At 55.7% G+C, this 19,150-nt stretch carries 19 protein-coding genes and 1 riboswitch; of the genes, 10 read left to right on the top strand and 9 right to left on the bottom strand.

The features are described from left to right. Window positions 1-49 precede the first annotated feature (49 nt). Window positions 50-192, top strand: a riboswitch (molybdenum cofactor riboswitch). The 6 genes from moaA to C2U53_RS17575 all read left to right on the top strand — a co-directional run bounded on the left by moaA (window position 180) and on the right by C2U53_RS17575 (window position 3,648). Then, a complete protein-coding gene (gene moaA / locus C2U53_RS17550; RefSeq protein WP_043001302.1) occupies window positions 180-1,169 on the top strand; it encodes a GTP 3',8-cyclase MoaA in 990 nt (329 codons plus the stop codon). (Overlaps the previous riboswitch by 13 nt.) Window positions 1,170-1,193: 24 nt before the next feature. Further along, window positions 1,194-1,706 carry a molybdenum cofactor biosynthesis protein B gene (gene moaB, locus C2U53_RS17555; RefSeq protein ID WP_044256453.1) on the top strand — a complete coding sequence of 171 codons (513 nt, stop codon included), beginning with the start codon at window positions 1,194-1,196 and terminating at the stop codon, window positions 1,704-1,706. 5 nt (window positions 1,707-1,711) lie between these two features. Continuing rightward, window positions 1,712-2,197, top strand: a complete 486-nt coding sequence (gene moaC, locus C2U53_RS17560; protein ID WP_044256450.1) for a cyclic pyranopterin monophosphate synthase MoaC — start codon at window positions 1,712-1,714, stop codon at window positions 2,195-2,197. Next, complete coding sequence (gene moaD, locus C2U53_RS17565; protein ID WP_043001299.1) at window positions 2,190-2,435, top strand: molybdopterin synthase sulfur carrier subunit; 246 nt, start codon at window positions 2,190-2,192, stop codon at window positions 2,433-2,435. The genes moaC and moaD overlap by 8 nt, the downstream gene beginning before the upstream one ends. Window position 2,436: 1 nt before the next feature. Beyond that, window positions 2,437-2,889, top strand: a complete 453-nt coding sequence (gene moaE, locus C2U53_RS17570) for a molybdopterin synthase catalytic subunit MoaE (RefSeq protein ID WP_090048656.1) — start codon at window positions 2,437-2,439, stop codon at window positions 2,887-2,889. A 54-nt stretch (window positions 2,890-2,943) separates the two neighbouring features. After that, entirely contained in the window at window positions 2,944-3,648 is a 705-nt protein-coding gene (locus C2U53_RS17575) for a Bax inhibitor-1/YccA family protein (RefSeq protein WP_042320470.1), read from the top strand. A 70-nt stretch (window positions 3,649-3,718) separates the two neighbouring features. Here C2U53_RS17575 and C2U53_RS17580 read toward each other — a convergent pair whose 3' ends face one another. Genes C2U53_RS17580 through C2U53_RS17590 form a run of 3 tightly spaced genes read right to left on the bottom strand, consistent with a single transcriptional unit; the run spans window position 3,719 to window position 6,677 of the window. Continuing rightward, complete coding sequence (locus C2U53_RS17580; protein WP_104446169.1) at window positions 3,719-4,681, bottom strand: YbhN family protein; 963 nt, start codon at window positions 4,679-4,681, stop codon at window positions 3,719-3,721. Further along, the gene (gene clsB / locus C2U53_RS17585; protein WP_104446170.1) at window positions 4,681-5,922 is read right to left on the bottom strand and encodes a cardiolipin synthase ClsB; all 1,242 of its coding nucleotides are present in this window, start codon (window positions 5,920-5,922) and stop codon (window positions 4,681-4,683) included. Before clsB ends, C2U53_RS17580 begins: the two co-directional genes overlap by 1 nt. After that, the gene (locus C2U53_RS17590) at window positions 5,919-6,677 is read right to left on the bottom strand and encodes an endonuclease/exonuclease/phosphatase family protein (protein ID WP_043001294.1); all 759 of its coding nucleotides are present in this window, start codon (window positions 6,675-6,677) and stop codon (window positions 5,919-5,921) included. Before C2U53_RS17590 ends, clsB begins: the two co-directional genes overlap by 4 nt. Window positions 6,678-6,809: 132 nt before the next feature. Here C2U53_RS17590 and C2U53_RS17595 point away from each other — a divergent pair, with 132 nt between their 5' ends. Beyond that, complete coding sequence (locus C2U53_RS17595) at window positions 6,810-7,220, top strand: YbhQ family protein (protein ID WP_043001293.1); 411 nt, start codon at window positions 6,810-6,812, stop codon at window positions 7,218-7,220. Here C2U53_RS17595 and C2U53_RS17600 read toward each other — a convergent pair. Genes C2U53_RS17600 through cecR form a run of 5 tightly spaced genes read right to left on the bottom strand, consistent with a single transcriptional unit; the run spans window position 7,182 to window position 12,817 of the window. After that, window positions 7,182-8,288 carry an ABC transporter permease gene (locus C2U53_RS17600; RefSeq protein ID WP_043001292.1) on the bottom strand — a complete coding sequence of 369 codons (1,107 nt, stop codon included), beginning with the start codon at window positions 8,286-8,288 and terminating at the stop codon, window positions 7,182-7,184. The two genes, C2U53_RS17595 and C2U53_RS17600, sit on opposite strands and share 39 nt — an antisense overlap. 10 nt (window positions 8,289-8,298) lie before the next feature. Beyond that, the gene (locus tag C2U53_RS17605) at window positions 8,299-9,432 is read right to left on the bottom strand and encodes an ABC transporter permease (RefSeq protein WP_044267992.1); all 1,134 of its coding nucleotides are present in this window, start codon (window positions 9,430-9,432) and stop codon (window positions 8,299-8,301) included. Further along, window positions 9,425-11,161 carry an ATP-binding cassette domain-containing protein gene (locus tag C2U53_RS17610; protein ID WP_104446171.1) on the bottom strand — a complete coding sequence of 579 codons (1,737 nt, stop codon included), beginning with the start codon at window positions 11,159-11,161 and terminating at the stop codon, window positions 9,425-9,427. Before C2U53_RS17610 ends, C2U53_RS17605 begins: the two co-directional genes overlap by 8 nt. Then, window positions 11,154-12,149 (bottom strand): secretion protein HlyD, encoded by a 996-nt coding sequence (gene hlyD / locus C2U53_RS17615; protein WP_043001289.1) that lies wholly within the window; start codon window positions 12,147-12,149, stop codon window positions 11,154-11,156. The genes C2U53_RS17610 and hlyD overlap by 8 nt, the downstream gene beginning before the upstream one ends. Beyond that, window positions 12,149-12,817 (bottom strand): transcriptional regulator CecR, encoded by a 669-nt coding sequence (cecR, locus tag C2U53_RS17620; protein WP_104446172.1) that lies wholly within the window; start codon window positions 12,815-12,817, stop codon window positions 12,149-12,151. Before cecR ends, hlyD begins: the two co-directional genes overlap by 1 nt. A gap of 231 nt (window positions 12,818-13,048) precedes the next feature. Between cecR and rhlE the strand changes: the two genes are divergently transcribed. Further along, a complete protein-coding gene (gene rhlE, locus C2U53_RS17625; protein ID WP_044327529.1) occupies window positions 13,049-14,410 on the top strand; it encodes an ATP-dependent RNA helicase RhlE in 1,362 nt (453 codons plus the stop codon). Window positions 14,411-15,078: 668 nt separating this feature from the next. On the opposite strand, the gene C2U53_RS17635 is transcribed toward rhlE, so the two are convergent. Next, complete coding sequence (locus C2U53_RS17635) at window positions 15,079-15,813, bottom strand: GntR family transcriptional regulator (RefSeq protein WP_044267982.1); 735 nt, start codon at window positions 15,811-15,813, stop codon at window positions 15,079-15,081. 202 nt (window positions 15,814-16,015) lie between these two features. Here C2U53_RS17635 and pcaB point away from each other — a divergent pair, with 202 nt between their 5' ends. Further along, entirely contained in the window at window positions 16,016-17,368 is a 1,353-nt protein-coding gene (gene pcaB / locus C2U53_RS17640; protein WP_058587833.1) for a 3-carboxy-cis,cis-muconate cycloisomerase, read from the top strand. Between the two features lie 33 nt (window positions 17,369-17,401). Next, window positions 17,402-18,823 (top strand): DASS family sodium-coupled anion symporter, encoded by a 1,422-nt coding sequence (locus C2U53_RS17645; RefSeq protein ID WP_104446173.1) that lies wholly within the window; start codon window positions 17,402-17,404, stop codon window positions 18,821-18,823. Window positions 18,824-19,150: the final 327 nt, after the last annotated feature.

The raw sequence follows: 19,150 nt of genomic DNA on the forward strand, positions 1-19,150 counted from the left end.
TCGTTAAGTGTAAATAGCATTATGTTCGTTTACACGCTAGTATCGCCATAACCACAGTTAACACTCTAGCCTCTGCACCTGGGTCAAATGATACGGTGCTTTGGCCGTGACAACGCAAACGCATTGCCACCAGGGCGCAGGAAGAAATGACTTCGCCTCCCGTATTTGGAAAGGTGTACATGGCCACACAACTGACCGATGCTTTCGCGCGCAAGTTTTACTATTTGCGTCTGTCGATTACCGATGTGTGTAACTTTCGTTGCACATACTGTCTGCCGGATGGCTACAAGCCCGGCGGCGTCACCAATAAAGGTTTTCTCTCCGTCGATGAAATTCGTCGGGTGACTCGCGCCTTTGCTAACCTGGGCACCGAAAAAGTGCGCCTGACCGGTGGCGAACCTTCTCTGCGTCGTGATTTTACCGACATCATTGCCGCCGTGCGTGAAAACGAGGCGATTCGTCAACTGGCGGTGACCACCAACGGCTACCGTCTGGCGCGTGATGCCGCCCACTGGCGCGATGCGGGTTTGACCGGCATTAACGTCAGCGTTGATAGCCTTGATGCGCGTCAGTTCCACGCGATTACCGGGCAGGATAAATTCCAGCAGGTGATGGCGGGCATCGACGCCGCGTTTGATGCCGGTTTTGCAAAAGTTAAAGTCAACACCGTGCTAATGCGCGATGTGAATCATCATCAGCTCGATACTTTTCTTGGCTGGATCCAGACGCGTCCCATTCAACTGCGTTTCATCGAACTGATGGAGACGGGTGAGGGCAGCGAACTGTTCCGTAAACACCACATCTCCGGTCAGGTGTTGCGTGACGAACTGTTGCGCCGCGGCTGGATCCACCAGCTACGCCAGCGCAGCGACGGCCCGGCGCAGGTGTTCTGTCACCCCGATTATGAGGGTGAAATCGGCCTCATCATGCCGTACGAAAAAGATTTCTGCGCCACCTGCAACCGTCTGCGCGTCTCCTCCGTGGGTAAACTTCATCTCTGCCTGTTCGGCGAGGGTGGCGTCAGCCTGCGTGATTTGCTGGAAGACGATGGGCAACAAGACGCGCTCGAAGCGCGTATCTCGCTTGCGTTGCGTGAGAAAAAGCAGACCCATTTCCTGCACCAGAACAACACCGGTATTACCCAGAACCTCTCATACATCGGCGGTTAACGCCGCTTGAACAAGGAGTATTCCATGAGTCAGGTAAGCGCTGAATTTATCCCGACCCGCATTGCTATTCTGACGGTATCGAATCGCCGTGGCGAAGAGGACGATACCTCTGGTCATTTTCTGCGGGATTCCGCGCAGGAAGCGGGACATCAGGTTATCGATAAAGCAATTGTCAAAGAGAACCGTTACGCCATTCGCGCGCAGGTGTCAGCATGGATTGCCAGTGATGAGGTGCAGGTGGTGTTGATCACCGGCGGCACGGGCCTGACTGAAGGCGACCAGGCACCGGAAGCGCTGCTGCCGCTATTTGATCGCGAAGTGGAAGGCTTTGGTGAAGTGTTTCGTATGCTGTCATTTGAAGAGATCGGCACGGCCACGCTGCAGTCGCGCGCAGTGGCGGGCGTGGCCAACAAAACGCTAATTTTTGCGATGCCGGGTTCCACCAAAGCCTGCCGCACGGCGTGGGACAATATCATCGCGCCGCAGCTTGATGCCCGTACGCGTCCTTGTAATTTTCACCCACATTTGAAGAATTAATAAGTATGTCGCAACTGACTCACATAAACGCCGCCGGTGAAGCGCACATGGTGGATGTCTCCACAAAAGCGGAGACCGTGCGCGAAGCGCGCGCCGAAGCCTTTGTCACCATGCGCAGCGAAACACTGGCCATGATTATCGACGGCAGCCACCATAAGGGCGATGTGTTCGCCACCGCGCGTATCGCCGGGATTCAGGCAGCAAAGCGCACCTGGGAGCTCATCCCGCTGTGCCATCCGTTGCTGTTGAGCAAAGTGGAAGTCCAGCTCCAGGCACAGCCGGAACACAACCGTGTCCGTGTTGAATCGTTGTGTCGTCTTACCGGCAAAACCGGGGTGGAAATGGAAGCGCTGACGGCGGCGTCCGTCGCCGCGTTGACCATTTACGACATGTGCAAAGCGGTGCAAAAAGACATGGTGATTGGCCCGGTGCGCCTGCTGGCGAAAAGCGGCGGCAAGTCTGGCGATTTTAAGGCGGATTCGAATGATTAAGGTTTTGTTCTTTGCTCAGGTTCGCGAACTGGTTGGTACGGATACGCTGGACGTCGCGGCAGATTTCCCGACAGTGGAAGCGCTGCGTCAGCATCTGGCGACTAACAGCAACCGTTGGGCGCTGGCGCTGGAAGACGGTAAGCTGCTGGCGGCGGTAAACCAGACGCTGGTGAGCTTTGATCATCCGCTGACGGCGGGTGATGAAGTGGCTTTCTTTCCCCCGGTGACGGGAGGCTGAGATGGCTGAAACGAAAATTGTGGTCGGGCCTGCGCCGTTCAGCGTGGGGGACGAGTATCCCTGGCTGGCGGCACGCGACGAAGACGGCGCGGTGGTGACCTTTACTGGTAAAGTGCGCAACCATAATCTCGGCGACAGCGTGAAGGCGCTTACGCTGGAGCACTATCCGGGGATGACGGAAAAAGCGCTGGCGGAGATTGTCGATGAGGCGCGGGCGCGCTGGCCGCTGGGACGCATCACGGTGATTCACCGGATTGGCGAACTGTGGCCGGGCGATGAAATCGTCTTTATTGGCGTCACCAGTTCGCACCGTAGCAGTGCGTTTGAGGCCGGTCAGTTCATCATGGACTATCTAAAGACGCGTGCGCCGTTCTGGAAGCGTGAAGCCACGCCGGAAGGCGAGCGCTGGGTGGAAGCCCGTGACAGCGATCGGCAGGCGGCTAAACGCTGGTAGCAAGAAATTGTGATACGCTTATCCAGAGTGGTCACTTTCAATCAGGAGATTATCATGGACCGATTTCCACGATCCGAATCAATCGTGCAGGCACGTTCCGGCCTGCAAACCTATATGGCGCAGGTATACGGCTGGATGACGGTCGGGTTGCTGCTTACCGCGTTTATTGCATGGTATGCGGCGAATTCCAGCGCTTTTATGGAGTTACTCTATACCAACCGAATCTTTTTCTTTGGTCTGGTCATCGCGCAGTTAGCTGTGGTTTTTGTGCTGTCCGGTTTGGTGAACAGACTTAGCGCGGGGGTAATGACGACGCTGTTTATGCTCTATTCGGTACTCACCGGTCTGACGCTTTCCAGTATCTTCATCATTTACACAGCCTCCTCCATCGCCAGCACCTTCGTGGTTACCGGCGGGATGTTTGGAGTGATGAGCCTGTGGGGATACACTACGAAGCGCGATCTGAGCGGCTGGGGCAACATGCTGTTTATGGCGCTGATTGGCATCATCCTGGCCTCACTGGTGAACTTCTGGCTGAAAAGCGAGGCGCTGATGTGGGCGGTGACCTATATTGGCGTGGTGGTGTTTGTTGGGCTGACCGCCTATGACACCCAGAAGCTGAAGAACATTGGCGAGCAAATCGATGTGCGCGACAGTTCTAACCTGCGTAAATATTCGATTCTCGGTGCGCTGACGCTGTATCTGGACTTTATCAACCTGTTCCTGATGCTGCTGCGTATTTTAGGCAATCGCCGTTGAGTTCGTTGTGCCGGATGGCGGCTACGCCTTATCCGGCCTACGAAATGATGCCGAGGGCGGTGACTAGGTATTACTTCGCCATCGCCTTCTCGTTCTTCGCCCGCAGCTTCTTCGCCCGACTCTCCAGCACCAGATAGCAGATCAGCGCCAGCAATAAGGGAATAAAGTAATACAGCACGCGGTAGGCGAGCAGGGCGGCAATAATCGCGCCTTGCGACGTGTCTTCCCCCGCCAGCAGCGCGATAAACACCGCTTCCAGAACGCCAATTCCCGCCGGAATGTGGACAATCACTCCCGCGATACTGCTGACCAGCAGCACGCCCAGCACGAAGAAATAATTCACCTCCTGGCCCAGTAGCAACCAGATAATCGCCCCCATCACCATCCAGTTGGCGCTGGAGATAGCCATCTGGGCCAGCGCAAATTTCCACGACGGTAGCACCAGTTTCTGCCCTTTGATCGTCATATGACGGTGTTTTGCGAAAGCGCAGAACCACAGATAAATAGCGATGATTAACAGCAGCACCACGCCGAGAATACGCAGCGTGCCCTCGTCGATATACCAGTGGGCAGGCAGTTGCACCACGCCAAAGGTGAAGATGATCCCGCCAAGCAAAATATAGCCCAGCCAGTTGGTGGTGATGCTAAGAGAGAAGATACGGGTGATGGTGCCACCCGGCAGGCCGAGGCGGGAATAGAGCCGGTAGCGCATACCGATGCCGCCGACCCAGGTACTGAGCGTCAGGTTAAAGGCATAGCAAATAAACGACACCAGCATCACTTGCCGCTTTGCCAGCTTGTGACCGCAATAGGCGCGGCCCAACAGGTCATAGCAGCCATAGAGCAGATAGCTGAGGATCACCAGCCCGACGGCGCTCAGCAACGCAACCCGGTTGTAGTCGCGGATCACCATCCAGACGTCTTCCCAGTTCACCTTTTTGGCATAGACCACCAGCAGCACAATCACGGCGATAAAAAACAGCCAGGTGAGGATCTTTTTTGCCAGCCGCCAGCGCGGATGTGATTTTGCCATCAGGGTTTGGCTCCTGTGTTCTGTACTTCTACCCGATCCTGCGTTTCCATCTCGGGCTGGGCTGGCGGATCAACCTGCGCGAGATGGGGAGTATGCGCCGGAAGCCAGCCGACCAGCGCCGGGAAGTGACGTAAGAAGTGGAACGCCAGCACGCTTTTGGTCAGGTTCCACCAGGTGCGTCTCGGCAGCATCGACTCATCGACCTGCTTACAGTCTTCGGCAATGATCGCGTTAAGGTTGTCGCGCAGCGTCTGGTTGAACTGGCGATCGTGCACGATCAGGTTGGCTTCCAGATTAAGCGACAGGCTGAGCGGGTCGAGATTGCTGGAGCCGACCGTCGCCCAGTGGTCATCCATCAGCGCCACTTTGCCATGCAGTGGCTTGCGGCGATATTCGTAAACCTGGACATCGCCTTTCACCAGATAGTTGTACAGCAGACGGGCTCCGACCTTCACAATTGGCATATCCGGCTCCCCCTGCACGATCAGTTTGACGCGCACGCCGCGGCGGGCGGCTTTGCGCATGGCGTGCAGTAACCGGTAACCGGGAAAGAAGTAGGCGTTGGCGATAATCACTTCCCGCCGTGCCTGGGTGAGCATTTTCAGGTAGTGACGTTCGATATCGTCGCGGTGCTCGTCGTTGTCACGCCAGACGAACAGCGCCTGCGCCTCGCCGGGCTGGCGGTTCTCTTCAGCACGGTGATGACGGCGCCACCAGCGGCGCACTGCACTCTGCCCGGGAAGGTTTTCCACTTCAAACTGCAGTATATCGGTGACGACAGGTCCTTCCACGCGCACCGCGTAGTCCTGCTTGGCTTCCGGGCCATAGTCGGACATATGTTCGTCGGAATAGTTGATCCCGCCGATAAACGCCACCCGGTCGTCTATCACCACAATCTTGCGATGCATACGGCGAAAGACGTTGGTGCGCATACCAAAGATCCGGGGACGCGGATCGTAATAACGAAACACCACGCCTGCCGAGGTCAGTTCGCCAACGAATGCATCGCTCAGGTCCGGTGAGCCGTAGCCGTCCAGCAGCACTTCCGCCTTCACGCCGCGTTTTGCTGCGGCCAGCAGAGCCGCATGAAGCTGTTTTCCTACCTCATCTTCAAACCAGATGAAAGTTTCGAGAATAATTCTTTGCTGCGCATCAGCTATTGCCGCAAACACAGCGGGATAATACTGGTCGCCGTTTTCCAGTAACTGGATCTGATTACCTTCACGCCAGCCACATTTCATAGATGGATCTCCGCGCTAAGGGGGGCATGGTCAGAGAGATGCCGCCAGTTGCGCAGCGGTAGCGCTGTCGGCGAACTGGCATTGGCATTTTTCACGTAAATACGATCAAGGCGCAGCAGCGGCAGGCTGACAGGAAAGGTCCGTGCCGGGCGGCCGCGGGCGCGGGTGAAAATTTCCTCCAGGCCCGCGGCTTTTAAGGAATGGTTTGCCTTTTGCCGCCAGTCGTTGAAATCACCGGCCACCACCACCGGTTCACCGTCGGGCAGGGCGTTGACCCAGTCTGTCAGCAGGGTAAGTTGCGCCTGCCGGTGAGCTTCACGCAGGCCGAGGTGAACACTCATCACATGAATCGGTTTCCCGAGTTGCGGCGGAACAATACGGCAATAGAGCACGCCGCGCTTTTCACTGCTGCCGACCGAAACATCACGATTTTCATAATGTTCAATAGGATAGCGTGACAGCACCGCGTTGCCATGATGCCCTTGCGGGTAGACGGCGTTACGCCCGTAAGCGTAGTCACTCCACATCGTGTCGGCGAGAAATTCGTAGTGCGTGGTATCCGGCCAGTTTTCGACGTGCAGCGGATGCACTTCGTGCGCGCCCATCACCTCCTGCAGGCAGACAATGTCGGCGCCAACCGTACGAACGGCATCACGCAGTTCCGGTAAAATGAAGCGCTTGTTAAAGGCGGTAAAGCCTTTATGCGTATTGATGGTGAGCACGGTGAATGAAAAATTTCGTGTCGATTGAGTCATTTTTCTCCTGTTGGCGTCACTCTTCTGATTGAAATAGTGTAGTCGTCGTCACAAAAAGGTGCGGTGTTACGGAATTTTCCGTAAAGTGCGGTACTCTGAGTCATTAGAGAAAAATCCTTCAGGAGAAAAGCCATGAGGTGGCAACAACGAGTTCGTGTCGCAACGGGGTTAAGTTGCTGGCAGATTATGTTGCATTTACTGGTCGTGGCGTTGTTGGTCGTAGGCTGGAAGAGTGGCACGCTGGTGCACGTTGGCCTGGGATTATGCGTAGTGTATGGCGTGACCGTATTACTGATGCTGGCGTTACAGCGTCATCACGAGCAGCGCTGGCGCGAAGTCGCCGACGTGCTGGAAGAACTCACCACCACCTGGTATTTCGGCGCGGCGCTGATTGCGTTGTGGCTGCTGTCCCGGGTTTTACAAAACAACGTCTTGTTGGCGTTAGCGGGACTGGCAATCCTGGCCGGACCCGCTGTGGTTTCGCTGCTGGCGAAAGACAAAAAGTTACATGATTTTGCGTCTAAACATCGCATACGCCGCTGATCCCGTTGTGGCCGCTATCACCAGTAGCGGCCACAAGCTTCCCCAGACAATCTGCAAACTCGCATCTTTCAAATAGATCTGCTTGGTGATATCCGTGAAATGACGGATCGGGTTTATCCATGTCAGATTCTGTAACCAGACCGGCATGTTCTCGACCGGAGAGACGTAGCCCGACAGTAAAATTGCCGGCATCATAAAGACGAATACGCCGATAAACGCCTGCTGCTGCGTGGAGCAGAGTGAGGAGATCAACAGGCCAAATCCCACCAGCGACAGCCCGTAAATCACCATCGTGAAGTAAAACAGTGCCAGCGACCCGGCAAACGGGATCTGATACGCCCAGATACCGATTGCCAGCACGATAGAGGCCTGGCCGGTGGCGACAATCAGTGCAGGAACCGCTTTACCGATAAATATTTGCCAGGTGGTGAGCGGGGAGACCAACAGCTGATCCAGCGTGCCCTGTTCGCGCTCGCGCGCGACAGACAGCGAGGTAACGATCATCACGCCAATGGTGGTGATCATCGCGATCAGTGACGGCACCACAAACCATTTGTAGTCGAGGTTAGGGTTGTACCAGTTGCGCACCACCAGCTCGCTGTTGTTCGGCTTCGGCTTGCCCTCCATCAACTCCTGCTGATAGTTCTTCACGATTTGCTGGAGATAGTTGGCGGCGATCTGCGCGCTGTTCGAGTTACGACCATCAAGTATTAACTGCATGGGCGCAGACTGAAAGGTATCCAGATTGCGCGAGAAATCCGCCGGAAAGCGCACCAGCAGCAGCGCTTTTTGCGTATCGATTGTGGGCTGAATTTCCTGCGGGCTTTTCAGTAGCAGGATGTGGGTAAAGGCTTTGGCACGGGCAAAGCGCTGGGTCAGCTCCACCGAATGCTTGCCGTTGTCTTCGTTATAGATGGCGATGGTGGCGTTAGTCACTTCCAGCGTTGCGGCAAAGGGAAACAAAAGCACCTGAATCAGTACCGGCAAAATTAAAATCGCGCGGGTCTGCGGCTCGCGCAGCAGCGACTGCAATTCTTTGCGGATTAACGTCCATAAACGATGAAACATGCGCGTCTCCCTAATCCAGCCGACGTTTGGTTTTCAGCCACGTCAGGCCAATAAACATCACCGCTGAGGCGATCAAAAACAGCACGTTGACCACCAGCACCACCGGGATATTACCGGCGAGAAACAGGCTTTGCAGGGTGCTGACGAAGTAGCGCGCCGGAATAATATAGGTCACCGCGCGGATCACCGCAGGCATACTGTCTATCTGGAAGATAAAGCCAGACAGCATAATCGATGGCAAAAAGGCGGCGTTAAGCGCCACCTGGGCGGCATTAAACTGGTTGCGGGTGATGGTGGAGATCAGAAGTCCCATCCCCAGCGTGCTGAGCAAAAACAGGCTGGTGATGAAAAACAGCAGCAGAAGCGATCCGCGATACGGGACGCCGAGAATAAACACCGACACCAGCATACACAGCAGCATCGCCAGCATGCCGAGGAAGTAGTAGGGGATGAGCTTGCACAGCAGCAGTTCTGCGCGCGTCACTTCCGTGGAGAGCAACGCTTCCATGGTCCCGCGTTCCCATTCGCGCGCCACCACCAGCGAGGTGAGGATCGCGCCGATCACTGTCATGATGATGGTCACTGCGCCCGGGATAATAAAATGCTGGCTGATTGCCGCAGGGTTAAACCAGTAGCGGGTTTGCACATCAATCAGTGGTTCAAACGTTTCCCCGCGATCTTCCGCTCGCTGCATCTGCCAGATTTGCCAGATCCCTTCCACATAGCCCTGCACGAAGTTGGCGGTATTGGGTTCACTGCCGTCGGTGATTACCTGAATGGGTGCGGTGTCGTTGGCGCGCGCCATCTGCTGGGCGAAATCGACCGGAATGACCACCAGACCGCGAATACGTCCGGCCTGCATCTTTTCAATCAGCGCCTGGCGGTTATCGCTGATGGTGGCGTCGATGTACGGTGAGCCGGTCATCGCATGGGTAAAGTCCAGCGCCTCTTCGCTTTGCTGCTCAAGCAGGATCCCCACCCGCAACTTGCTGGAGTCAAGGTTAATGCCGTAGCCAAAAATAAACAGCAGCAGCAGTGGGATCACCACGGCGATCAGCCAGCTACTGGGATCGCGGACAATCTGCCGCGTCTCTTTGACGCACAGCGCCCGTACGCGACGCCAGGAGAGAAGGCGGTTACGCATTGGCATGCTCCTTATCCCAGTCGTTAATTAGCCGGATAAAAGCCTGCTCCATGGTCGGGTCCGGCGTGTCGTCATCGGCGGCCTGCGCTTTCAGATCGTCCGGCGTATCGCTGGCAATCAGTTTCCCGCGATAGACCAGTCCGATGCGGTCGCAGTATTCCGCTTCGTCCATAAAGTGGGTCGTCACCATCACCGTCACGCCTTTTTCCACCATGCTGTTGATATGCAGCCAGAACTCTCGGCGGGTGAGGGGATCGACACCAGAAGTGGGCTCGTCAAGAAACAGAATGTCCGGTTCATGCATCAGCGAACAGGCCAGCGCCAGACGCTGCTTAAAGCCCAGCGGCAGTTCGTCGGTGGCATGCGAAGCGATGCTCTTCAGACCAAACGCCTTGCTCATGCGGGCGATTTTTTCGTTCTGCGCGCGTCCCCGCAGACCATAAACGCCGGAGAAAAAGCGCAGGTTTTGCTCTACCGTCAGGTTGCCGTAGAGCGAGAACTTTTGCGCCATATAGCCAAGATGCTGGCGAGCTTTGCCGGAGCTGACCTTCAGATCCATGTCCAACACCAACGCTTTCCCGGACGTGGGCACCAGCAGGCCGCACATCATTTTAAAGGTTGTCGATTTTCCCGCGCCGTTGGGGCCCAGCAGGCCAAAAATTTCTCCGCGCTGGACGGCAAAATCAACGTGGTCAGTGGCGGCAAAATCGCCGAATTTTTTGGTCAGCGCTTTCGCTTCAATCACCGTTTCGCCTGGCGTTCCCTCTACGGTATGCAAAATGGCGCCCAGCGGCGATTCAGAGGTTGCGGCACCGCCCAGCAGATCGATAAACGCATCTTCGAAGCGTGGCGCAGTCTCGCTGATGTCGAGTTCCGGCATGCCGTTGCCATGGCGAATGTCGTCCGCTGTGGCCTCTTTTTTCAGGATCAGACGCACCGATTTCCCCTGAATCATGCCGTCGCTAACCTGCGGCAGTTTTAACGCCCGCTGGAGCAGTTTCCGGTTGTTTTCCTGCGGGCTGTGCATCAAAAAACTGCGTCCCGCCATGGTTTGTGTCAGTTGGGTCGGCTCCCCCTGATACAGCAGTTCGCCTTCGTTCATCAGCAGCACGTCCCGACACTGTTCGGCTTCATCCAGATAGGAGGTGCTCCACAGGATCAGCATCCCGTCGCCCGCCAGTTCGTGCACCATCTGCCACAGTTCGCGACGTGAGATGGGGTCGACGCCGACGCCAGGTTCATCCAGCAGCAGCACTTTGGGTTCGCCGACCAGCGTACAGGCCAGCCCCAGCTTTTGTTTCATCCCGCCGGACAGTTTTCCCGCCAGACGTCCGGTAAACGGGCCGAGCGAGGTAAATTCCAGCAGGCGGGCAAAGGTTTTTTCCCGCACCTCGCCCGTCACGCTGCGTAAATCCGCGTACAGATTGAGGTTCTCCATTACGGTGAGATCCTCATACAGACCGAATTTCTGCGGCATGTAACCGAGCACAGCATGCAGTGCGCTGTCGTTTTTGATTGGATCAAAGCCAATCACCGTTGCGCTACCGCCATCCGGCTTCAGCAAGCCCGCCAGCATTCGCATCAGCGTGGTTTTCCCGGCGCCATCCGGCCCCACCAGACCGGTTACATACCCGGCGTGAATCGTACAGTCGAGTGGGGCGACCGCCGGCTTTTCCAGTCCGGCAAAACGCTTAGTCAGCCCGCTCAGCGTGATGACGGCGTCATTCATGTCCAGCCTCGTTGCCGAACTTCACCGTCACCGGCATGCCCTGGCGCAGCGCGTCGTCGGCATCGGTGACCACAATGCGCAGACGGTAAACCAGATCGGTACGCAGGTCCGGTGTCTCTACCGTTTTCGGAGTAAATTCTGCCGTCGGAGAGACAAAACCGATTTTACCGTGATAAGGCTTGTCGGGACGTCCATCGGTATACAGCAGGATTTCGCGTCCCGGCTGTGCCTGAGAAAGATGACGTTCGTCGACGTAGGCGCGCACCCAGACTGGTCGGGTGAGAGAGAGCGTCAGCACGGTGCCTCCTGCGCTGAGCATGCTGCCAGGCTCGACCGCACGAGTTAGCAGCGTGCCGTTCGAGGGGGCGACAAGCGTGGTGTCATGGAGATCGAGTTCCGCCTGTGCCAACTGCGCCTGTGCCTGTTCAAGGCTGGCTTTCGCCTGGGCGATATCCTGTTCGCGATTACCGGAACGGTACTGACTCAGTTTGTCCTGCGCGGATTTCAACGTGGCCAGCGCCTGGTCGCGGGAAGAACGGGCGTTTTCCAGATCGTTAGCGGAAATAGTGCGGCTTTTCCACAATCCCTGCTGTCGGTTGTAGAAATTCTGTGCGTAATCATAGGCAGCCTGGGCCTGTTTCACCGCTGCCGCCGCCTGCGCAATCTCTTCCTGACGATAGCCCGCCAGCATCAAATCGTACTGGGCCTGGGCGACGGAAACGCCTGCTTTTGCCTGCATCAGGGCGTTCTCATAAGGAGCATGATCCAGTTCACCCAGCACCTGTCCAGTTTTAATGGTATCCCCTTCATCCACCGCCAGCGACGCGAGTCGGCCTCCGACGCGAAAGCTGAGGTTAACGGTACGGATGTCCACGTTGCCGTAGAGCGTCAGTCCGTTATCCTGCCGGCTTTGATACCACCATGTGCCACCCGCAATCACGGCGAGCAGTGCCGCAATCACCAGCCCGATAACGACAGGTTTTTTCATCACTCCAGACTCCTTTGCGATAACCCTTGCAGAATAAGATCGATATGGCAGGTCACGGTCTGCGTAATCAGTGCAGTTTTTTCTTCATCAAACTGCGACCAGCCGGTACGTAACAAAATGGTTTCTTTACCAAGACGGAATGCCAGCACTTCGCCGAGCAGCGCGTGGGTATGCAGAATCATGCGCGTATCGCTGGCCTCGCAGCCGGTATACGCGGCGATAAGACGAGTGAGATGACTGTGCTCAATAACCTGCTCGTGCACCCGTTGATAAGCTGCGGTAGGGGAGAGCTGTTCACGCGAGATAAATTTGCTCAGATTGACGGTGTCCTCCTGGGTCAACAGCATGATCATGTTTTTGCAGGCACGCAGAATCAGTTCGCGCATGGCCGCACGGTCGGGATGAGGCTCGGCGAATAAGCGTTCGGCTTCTTCCGCGTGTGGCCGAAACTGCCCGCCAATAAAATCGGCAATCCACTGGGCGCAGGCGAGGTATAAATCCTCTTTTGAGCCAAAATAGTAGGTAATGGCGGCAATATTTTGTCCGGCCTGCGCGGCAATGTCGCGGGTGGTGGCATGCAGGCCATACTCGCCAAACTGTGCCAGTGCGGCGGCAATCAGCTGGCTTTTGGCCTGTTCACCTTTCGTGGTCATGGTGGGTGTATTCATCACGCGACCTAATTCTTAATCAATCGATTGATTAAGATTATGACTGAATATTCTCCTTGTCCAGTCTGGTCGTTTATTTTGTCTTTTCCAGTGACCGGGATAATTTATGCGGTGTGTCATAAAAACTGCTACACTCCGCCCCTTCATGACATTGTGGTTTTTGTCATTCCCAAATTGTATGCATCTCCCTGAAAACGACACCGGGAACGGTCGGGGCGGTTCGGAGTAGTTATGTCTTTTGATTCCCTGGGTTTAAATCCTGATATTCTGCGCGCCATTGCCGAGCAGGGTTACCGTGAACCTACCCCTATTCAGCAACAGGCGATCCCTGCCGTGCTGGAAGGTCGCGACCTGATGGCGAGTGCGCAGACCGGTACCGGTAAAACGGCGGGCTTTACGCTGCCGCTGTTACAGCACCTTATTACCAAACAGCCGCATGGCAAAGGGCGTCGCCCGGTGCGTGCGCTGATCCTGACGCCAACGCGTGAGCTGGCGGCGCAGATTGGTGAAAACGTCCGTGATTACAGCAAGTATCTGAACATTCGCTCGCTGGTGGTTTTTGGCGGCGTGAGTATTAACCCGCAGATGATGAAACTGCGTGGTGGCGTCGATGTGTTGGTGGCAACGCCGGGCCGCTTGCTGGACCTGGAACACCAGAACGCGGTGAAGCTGGACCAGATTGAGATTCTGGTGCTGGATGAAGCGGACCGTATGCTGGATATGGGCTTTATTCACGATATTCGCCGCGTGTTAGCGAAACTGCCGGCGAAGCGTCAGAACCTGCTGTTTTCCGCGACGTTCTCTGATGAGATCAAAGCGCTGGCCGAAAAGCTGTTGCATAACCCACTGGAAATTGAAGTGGCGCGTCGCAACACGGCGTCTGAGCAGGTGACGCAGCACGTCCATTTTGTCGATAAGAAACGCAAGCGCGAACTGTTGTCGCAGATGATCGGTCAGGGCAACTGGCAGCAGGTACTGGTCTTTACCCGCACCAAACACGGCGCCAATCACCTGGCGGAACAGCTCAACAAAGATGGTATCCGCAGCGCAGCGATCCACGGTAACAAGAGCCAGGGGGCGCGTACCCGTGCGTTGGCGGATTTCAAATCAGGCGATATCCGCGTGCTGGTGGCGACTGACATTGCGGCGCGTGGTCTGGACATCGAAGAACTGCCGCACGTGGTGAACTACGAGCTGCCGAACGTTCCGGAAGATTATGTGCATCGTATCGGTCGTACCGGTCGTGCTGCGGCGACGGGGGAAGCGCTGTCGCTGGTTTGTGTTGATGAACACAAACTGCTGCGTGACATTGAAAAACTGCTGAAAAAAGAGATCCCGCGTATTACCACGCCGGGCTATGAGCCAGATCCCTCGATCAAAGCTGAGCCGATCCAGAATGGTCGTCAGCAGCGTAGCGGTGGTGGCGGTCGGGGCCGTGGTCAGGGACAAGGGCAGGGCGCGGGTCGCGCTCAGCAGCCGCGTCGTCAGGACGGTGGCGCGTCGAAGGGCAAACCCCGTAGCGCAGAAGGCAAACCGGCTGGCGAAAAGCCGCGTCCGCCGCGCCGTCCGCGCAGAATTACACCCGTACAGTAAGGGGGTCAGGAAGGCCTGATACTCTGAGAAATGTTACGTTCACTTTGTATTCAGTGATTCTCTGAAACCGCAGTACACGTGAACGTGCAAGGGAGGCTCACCGCCGCCTCCCTTGCAACCCTGGCTCCCGGCAAGGAAAATCGCCACTTCGTGGTTCATTCGTCTTATGCCGTCTGCCTGTCGGGTCGGGGTCGAGCCTGCATCCATGCAGGCCGTCCCCTCCGCCCGCTTCCCTGCGGGCGGCCCCGGTCAGCCGCCAACGCCTCATCGATTTTCACGCCGGACCAATGCCATCGCTTCAATTCTCTGCCTTTCAGCTAAATTCACTTCGCTGTAAAAAAAAGCAAACCGTGGAGATGGTCAGGTATGGATAGGTCCGGCTGAAAATTGCCGACGCGTTTCCGTAAGGCCGGGAGAACCCGCAGGGATGCGGGTTCAGGGCGCGCGAAGCAGGGATGCTGAGTCGTGCCCGGCCCGGTAGCCTGAAGGAATAAGCGGAGGGTATCGCGAAGCGACAATTTTCCAGCCGGGAGCCAGGATTGTTAAGGAGGCGGCGACGAGCCTCCTTAACCCGTTCACAGGTACTGGTGTACCAGATTGGCTGCGAACATGAGGTGAACGGTACTCGTCCCACAGGGGCATATGCTTCTCAAAGCGTATACGCCCCCTCACTCCCCCGCATTCTGCGATTTCAACACAATAGAACAGGTATACCGTCCCGCCGGGTGAATTGAAATCGTGGTCTCGAACACTTTCCCGTCACGATCCCGATAGCGCCGTACGATGCGCATCCCCGGAGAGTCGGGCTCGACATTCAGTATCTTGGCGATTTTCTTCGGTACGCCAACGGCGGTGATCGTCTGATGCACTTCGTGACTCTTAATTCCGTAGTGCGTTTCGATCAGATCGCTAATCAGCGAGTGCGGATCGTCGCGGATGAACGCGCGTAGCCTGGAATAATCGGTGCTGGCGTAACTGTCCGTCCAGCAAATAGGCGCATCCGGGTTTTGCGCATCCTCACGAATACTGGCGATATGTAGCCAGCGTGAACCGGGCGGGCAATCTATCAGTTGGGAAAGCTCAATATCCGCTACAATCTCATCGATCTTCTTAATCACCCGCAGGTTGTTTTTCGCCAACAGCAGCAGATCTTCCAGATGTGACAACGGATGGTTAACCCCGCTCGCCTGCGGTTCGCATACGCGCGTGCCAGCGCCTTTACGTCGCGAAATCAACCCCTGTTCCGTTAATTCCCTCAGCGCTTCGCGCATGGTGTGACGACTCACTTGCCAGGTTTCGCACAGTTCCATTTCTGTCGGAAACAGTGAACCGGGCGAGTAAGTTCCCGTCGAGATTTGATGAGCCAGTTCACGGGCTATCCGTTTGTACAGAGATTCTTTCATCGCAGTTTCGTCAAATAATTAATGATCACAGTCACAGAAATGACTACGGGCTATTCCCTGGATTCGTCATGATTATTATAAATGTCCGTACATTTGAAATGTACGGACATTTATATATGTTCGGACATTTTTGTTGGCCCGGTTGCGTCGTAAACCGGGTCAGACGCTCATCTTATCATTATCAGATTGAACCGGGGGATTTATGGCTTCGAATGTAATGGATTCTGTTTTATTTAGAGATTCTTTTGGTACACCCGCAATGCGCGCCGTGTTTGATGACTACGAACTTATTCGCAAGTATGTCGAAGTGGAGGTGGCGCTCGCCAAAGCGCAGGCGCGTTGCGGAGTGATCCCGGAAGCGGCAGCCAAAGAGATCGCTGAGAAATGCAATGCCGATACGCTGGATTTCGATTTGTTACGTCATGAGACAGAAATCGTCGGTTATCCGATCCTGCCGCTTGTGCACCAGATTTCAAAGCAAGCCGGAGAGTCTGGCGGCTATGTGCACTGGGGGGCGACGACGCAGGATATTATGGACACGGCGGTGGTACTGCAAATCCGTGATGCCTTTGAACTGATCGAGGCGGACATGAACCGGTTACGTGCAACGCTGGCTGACCTGGCGCTGCGCTATCGGGATACGCCAATGGCCGGTCGCACCCATTTACAGCAGGCGCTACCGGTGACGTTTGGTTATAAAGCCGCTATCTGGCTGGACATGTTTGAACGCCACGCCGAACGTTTGCAACAGGCGCGTCCGCGCGTGCTGGTCGGCGAATTTGCCGGGGCCGCCGGAACGCTGGCATCGCTGGGTGATAAAGGATTGTCGGTACAAAAAGCATTGATGGAAGAGTTAGGTCTTAACGTCCCAACCTCCACGTGGCACGTAGCGCGCGACGGCTTCGCCGAGGCGGTGAACCTGCTGGCGGTTATCACTGGTTCGCTAGGGAAGATTGCTTATGACGTGATGCTGATGGCGTCGAATGAGTTTGGCGAGCTGTATGAACCGTTCGTAAAAGGGCGCGGTGCGAGCAGCACGATGCCGCAAAAACGCAACCCTATCTCAAGCGAACTGATGCTGGCCTGCGCGAAAGGCGTTCGTCAACAGGCCGGGCTGATGCTGGATGCGATGGTTCAGGATCTGGAACGCGCCACCGGACCGTGGCACGCGGAATGGATTGCGATCCCGGAAAGTTTCGTCCTGAGCGCAGGGGCGCTGCATCAGGCCAACTTTATGCTGGCAGGACTGGAGGTCGATGAAGCGGCAATGTTGCGCAATCTTGGGATGACCAACGGCCTGATTGTGGCAGAAGCGGTGATGATGGGGCTGGCTCCGTACATCGGCCGCCAGGATGCCCATGATGTCGTCTATGACGCCTGTCGTATCGTCAACGAGAAGGGCGGTCACTTGGCCGACGTACTGAACGCTATGCCGACAGTGGCACAACGACTGGATCCGCAACTGATTAACCAACTGACCGACCCGGCAAATTATCTGGGAATGGCGCCGGAAATGGTCGATCAGGTGCTGGCCAAATATCAGTCACGGAAATGAACATGATTGTGCTAACGCAATAAGGATAGCGCTATGTCTACGAATTTTGTCATGGGCAAGAAATTTCTCTCATTTCTGATCCCGCTGGTAATCGGTGCCGTCATCTGGTTTATTCCCGTTCCTGAAGGGTTAACCCCGGCGGCCTGGCATATGTTTGCGATTTTTGCCGCCACCATTGCGGCAATCCTGACCCAGCCGCTCCCTTCGGGGGCGGTTATGCTGATTGCGCTTTGCGTGGTGATCTTTAGCAAAACGTTGACTGAGGCGAAGGCACTGTCAGGCTTTGCCTCTGGCACGGTGTGGCTGATTTTCTGCGCCTACGTGCTCTCGCTGGGGTTTGTGACCTCCGGACTGGGAAAACGTATTGCCTATAAAATGCTGTCGCTGTTTGGCGGAAGCAGTCTGGGAATTGCCTATTCGCTCGGTGTTTCTGACCTGATTATGGCCCCGGCGATGCCGTCGGTGACGGCGCGGTCTGGCGGGATTATTTTCCCGATCGCTCGCTCAATCAACGACGTACTCGGTTCGGCTCCTGGCGCGACTGGCAAGCGGATTGGCGATTTCTTGACGATGGTTTGCTTTCAGTTTACGCCGATCACCGGAGCGATATTTTTAACCGGTATGGCGGCAAACCCGCTGGTGGCAAGCCTGGCAAAATCCACGCTGGGTCTGGAGATCACCTGGGGCGGCTGGTTTATTTCTGCCGTCGTTCCAGCGATGGTCTGTTTTTGCCTGATGCCGCTGCTGGTCTACAAGCTGCTGGATCCAGAACTGAAGCATACACCGGAAGCCAAAGCGATGGGCAAACAGTCGCTGGGCGAACTGGGCGGTATGAGCAGTAATGAGAAAAAAGTGGCCGTGGGCTTTGTGCTGGCGCTGGTGGGCTGGGGAACCAGTCTGATTACCGGGATCTCGGCGACGTCGGTCGGGCTGGGGCTGGCCGCTTATTTGTTTGCGACCGGGGCCGTCAGTTGGAAAAGTCTCCTCAATGACCATGCGGCGTGGGACACGGTGATCTGGTTCAGCGTGATCATCAGCCTGGCGACGGGTCTGGCGGATCTGGGATTCATCAAATGGATGACGGTGAAGTTGGGTAGCGGGATTCAGGGATTCGGTGCGATGGAAGCCTTTATCGTGCTCGGTGTCTTGTACATCTACGTCCATTACCTGTTTGCTACCGCCACGGGGCACGTTGCCGCGTTGTACGCACCATTTGCCGCCACGGCGATTGCAGCCGGCGCACCGCCGATGATGGTGGCTATCTGCTTCGGTATCTTCAGTAACCTGATGTGGGGGAACACCGAGTACGGCGGAGGACCCGGCCCTATCTACTTTGCGCAAGGTTATTTTGAGCGACCACGGTTTTACCGAATCAACCTGTGCGTGGTGACCTTCAACGTCATTATCATTTTCGCGGTTGGCATGCTGTGGTGGAAGCTGCTGGGTTACTATTAAGTCACAGCGCAGTTGCCTGATGGCGCTGCGCTTATCAGGCCTACAAGCACATTTTTAATACGTGATATAAGAGGAGCTTTTAAAGACTTTTTACTGAAAATAAGAAAGACATTATTAATCAGCATGCAAATAAAAGCATAGGCAAAAAACATTATGATAGATACGATTATATCATTGAAACGCGTGAGGTAACATAAAAATGGGAGAAAACAATACAAATTTTGCAAACAAATGACAGTGTAACTGAGATTAGGTCGATAATTTAAAGGAACAAGAGCATTGACTCACTGAATAAATAAATTATTCTCTTCACATTCACATTCACAT

The sequence above is a fragment of the Citrobacter sp. CFNIH10 genome (assembly GCF_002934585.1).
GTDB lineage: Bacteria > Pseudomonadota > Gammaproteobacteria > Enterobacterales > Enterobacteriaceae > Citrobacter_A > Citrobacter_A amalonaticus.

Coding starts and splice junctions, on each gene's coding strand:
- clsB (WP_104446170.1), bottom strand. CDS start 5,922: ATGAAATGTGGCTGGCGTGAAGGTAATCAGATCCAGTTACTGGAAAAC.
- moaC (WP_044256450.1), top strand. CDS start 1,712: ATGTCGCAACTGACTCACATAAACGCCGCCGGTGAAGCGCACATGGTG.
- C2U53_RS17590 (WP_043001294.1), bottom strand. CDS start 6,677: ATGACTCAATCGACACGAAATTTTTCATTCACCGTGCTCACCATCAAT.
- C2U53_RS17600 (WP_043001292.1), bottom strand. CDS start 8,288: ATGTTTCATCGTTTATGGACGTTAATCCGCAAAGAATTGCAGTCGCTG.
- C2U53_RS17580 (WP_104446169.1), bottom strand. CDS start 4,681: ATGGCAAAATCACATCCGCGCTGGCGGCTGGCAAAAAAGATCCTCACC.
- C2U53_RS17635 (WP_044267982.1), bottom strand. CDS start 15,813: ATGAAAGAATCTCTGTACAAACGGATAGCCCGTGAACTGGCTCATCAA.
- C2U53_RS17645 (WP_104446173.1), top strand. CDS start 17,402: ATGTCTACGAATTTTGTCATGGGCAAGAAATTTCTCTCATTTCTGATC.
- moaE (WP_090048656.1), top strand. CDS start 2,437: ATGGCTGAAACGAAAATTGTGGTCGGGCCTGCGCCGTTCAGCGTGGGG.
- C2U53_RS17610 (WP_104446171.1), bottom strand. CDS start 11,161: ATGAATGACGCCGTCATCACGCTGAGCGGGCTGACTAAGCGTTTTGCC.
- C2U53_RS17575 (WP_042320470.1), top strand. CDS start 2,944: ATGGACCGATTTCCACGATCCGAATCAATCGTGCAGGCACGTTCCGGC.
- moaA (WP_043001302.1), top strand. CDS start 180: ATGGCCACACAACTGACCGATGCTTTCGCGCGCAAGTTTTACTATTTG.
- pcaB (WP_058587833.1), top strand. CDS start 16,016: ATGGCTTCGAATGTAATGGATTCTGTTTTATTTAGAGATTCTTTTGGT.
- moaB (WP_044256453.1), top strand. CDS start 1,194: ATGAGTCAGGTAAGCGCTGAATTTATCCCGACCCGCATTGCTATTCTG.
- C2U53_RS17605 (WP_044267992.1), bottom strand. CDS start 9,432: ATGCGTAACCGCCTTCTCTCCTGGCGTCGCGTACGGGCGCTGTGCGTC.
- rhlE (WP_044327529.1), top strand. CDS start 13,049: ATGTCTTTTGATTCCCTGGGTTTAAATCCTGATATTCTGCGCGCCATT.
- moaD (WP_043001299.1), top strand. CDS start 2,190: ATGATTAAGGTTTTGTTCTTTGCTCAGGTTCGCGAACTGGTTGGTACG.
- C2U53_RS17595 (WP_043001293.1), top strand. CDS start 6,810: ATGAGGTGGCAACAACGAGTTCGTGTCGCAACGGGGTTAAGTTGCTGG.
- cecR (WP_104446172.1), bottom strand. CDS start 12,817: ATGAATACACCCACCATGACCACGAAAGGTGAACAGGCCAAAAGCCAG.
- hlyD (WP_043001289.1), bottom strand. CDS start 12,149: ATGAAAAAACCTGTCGTTATCGGGCTGGTGATTGCGGCACTGCTCGCC.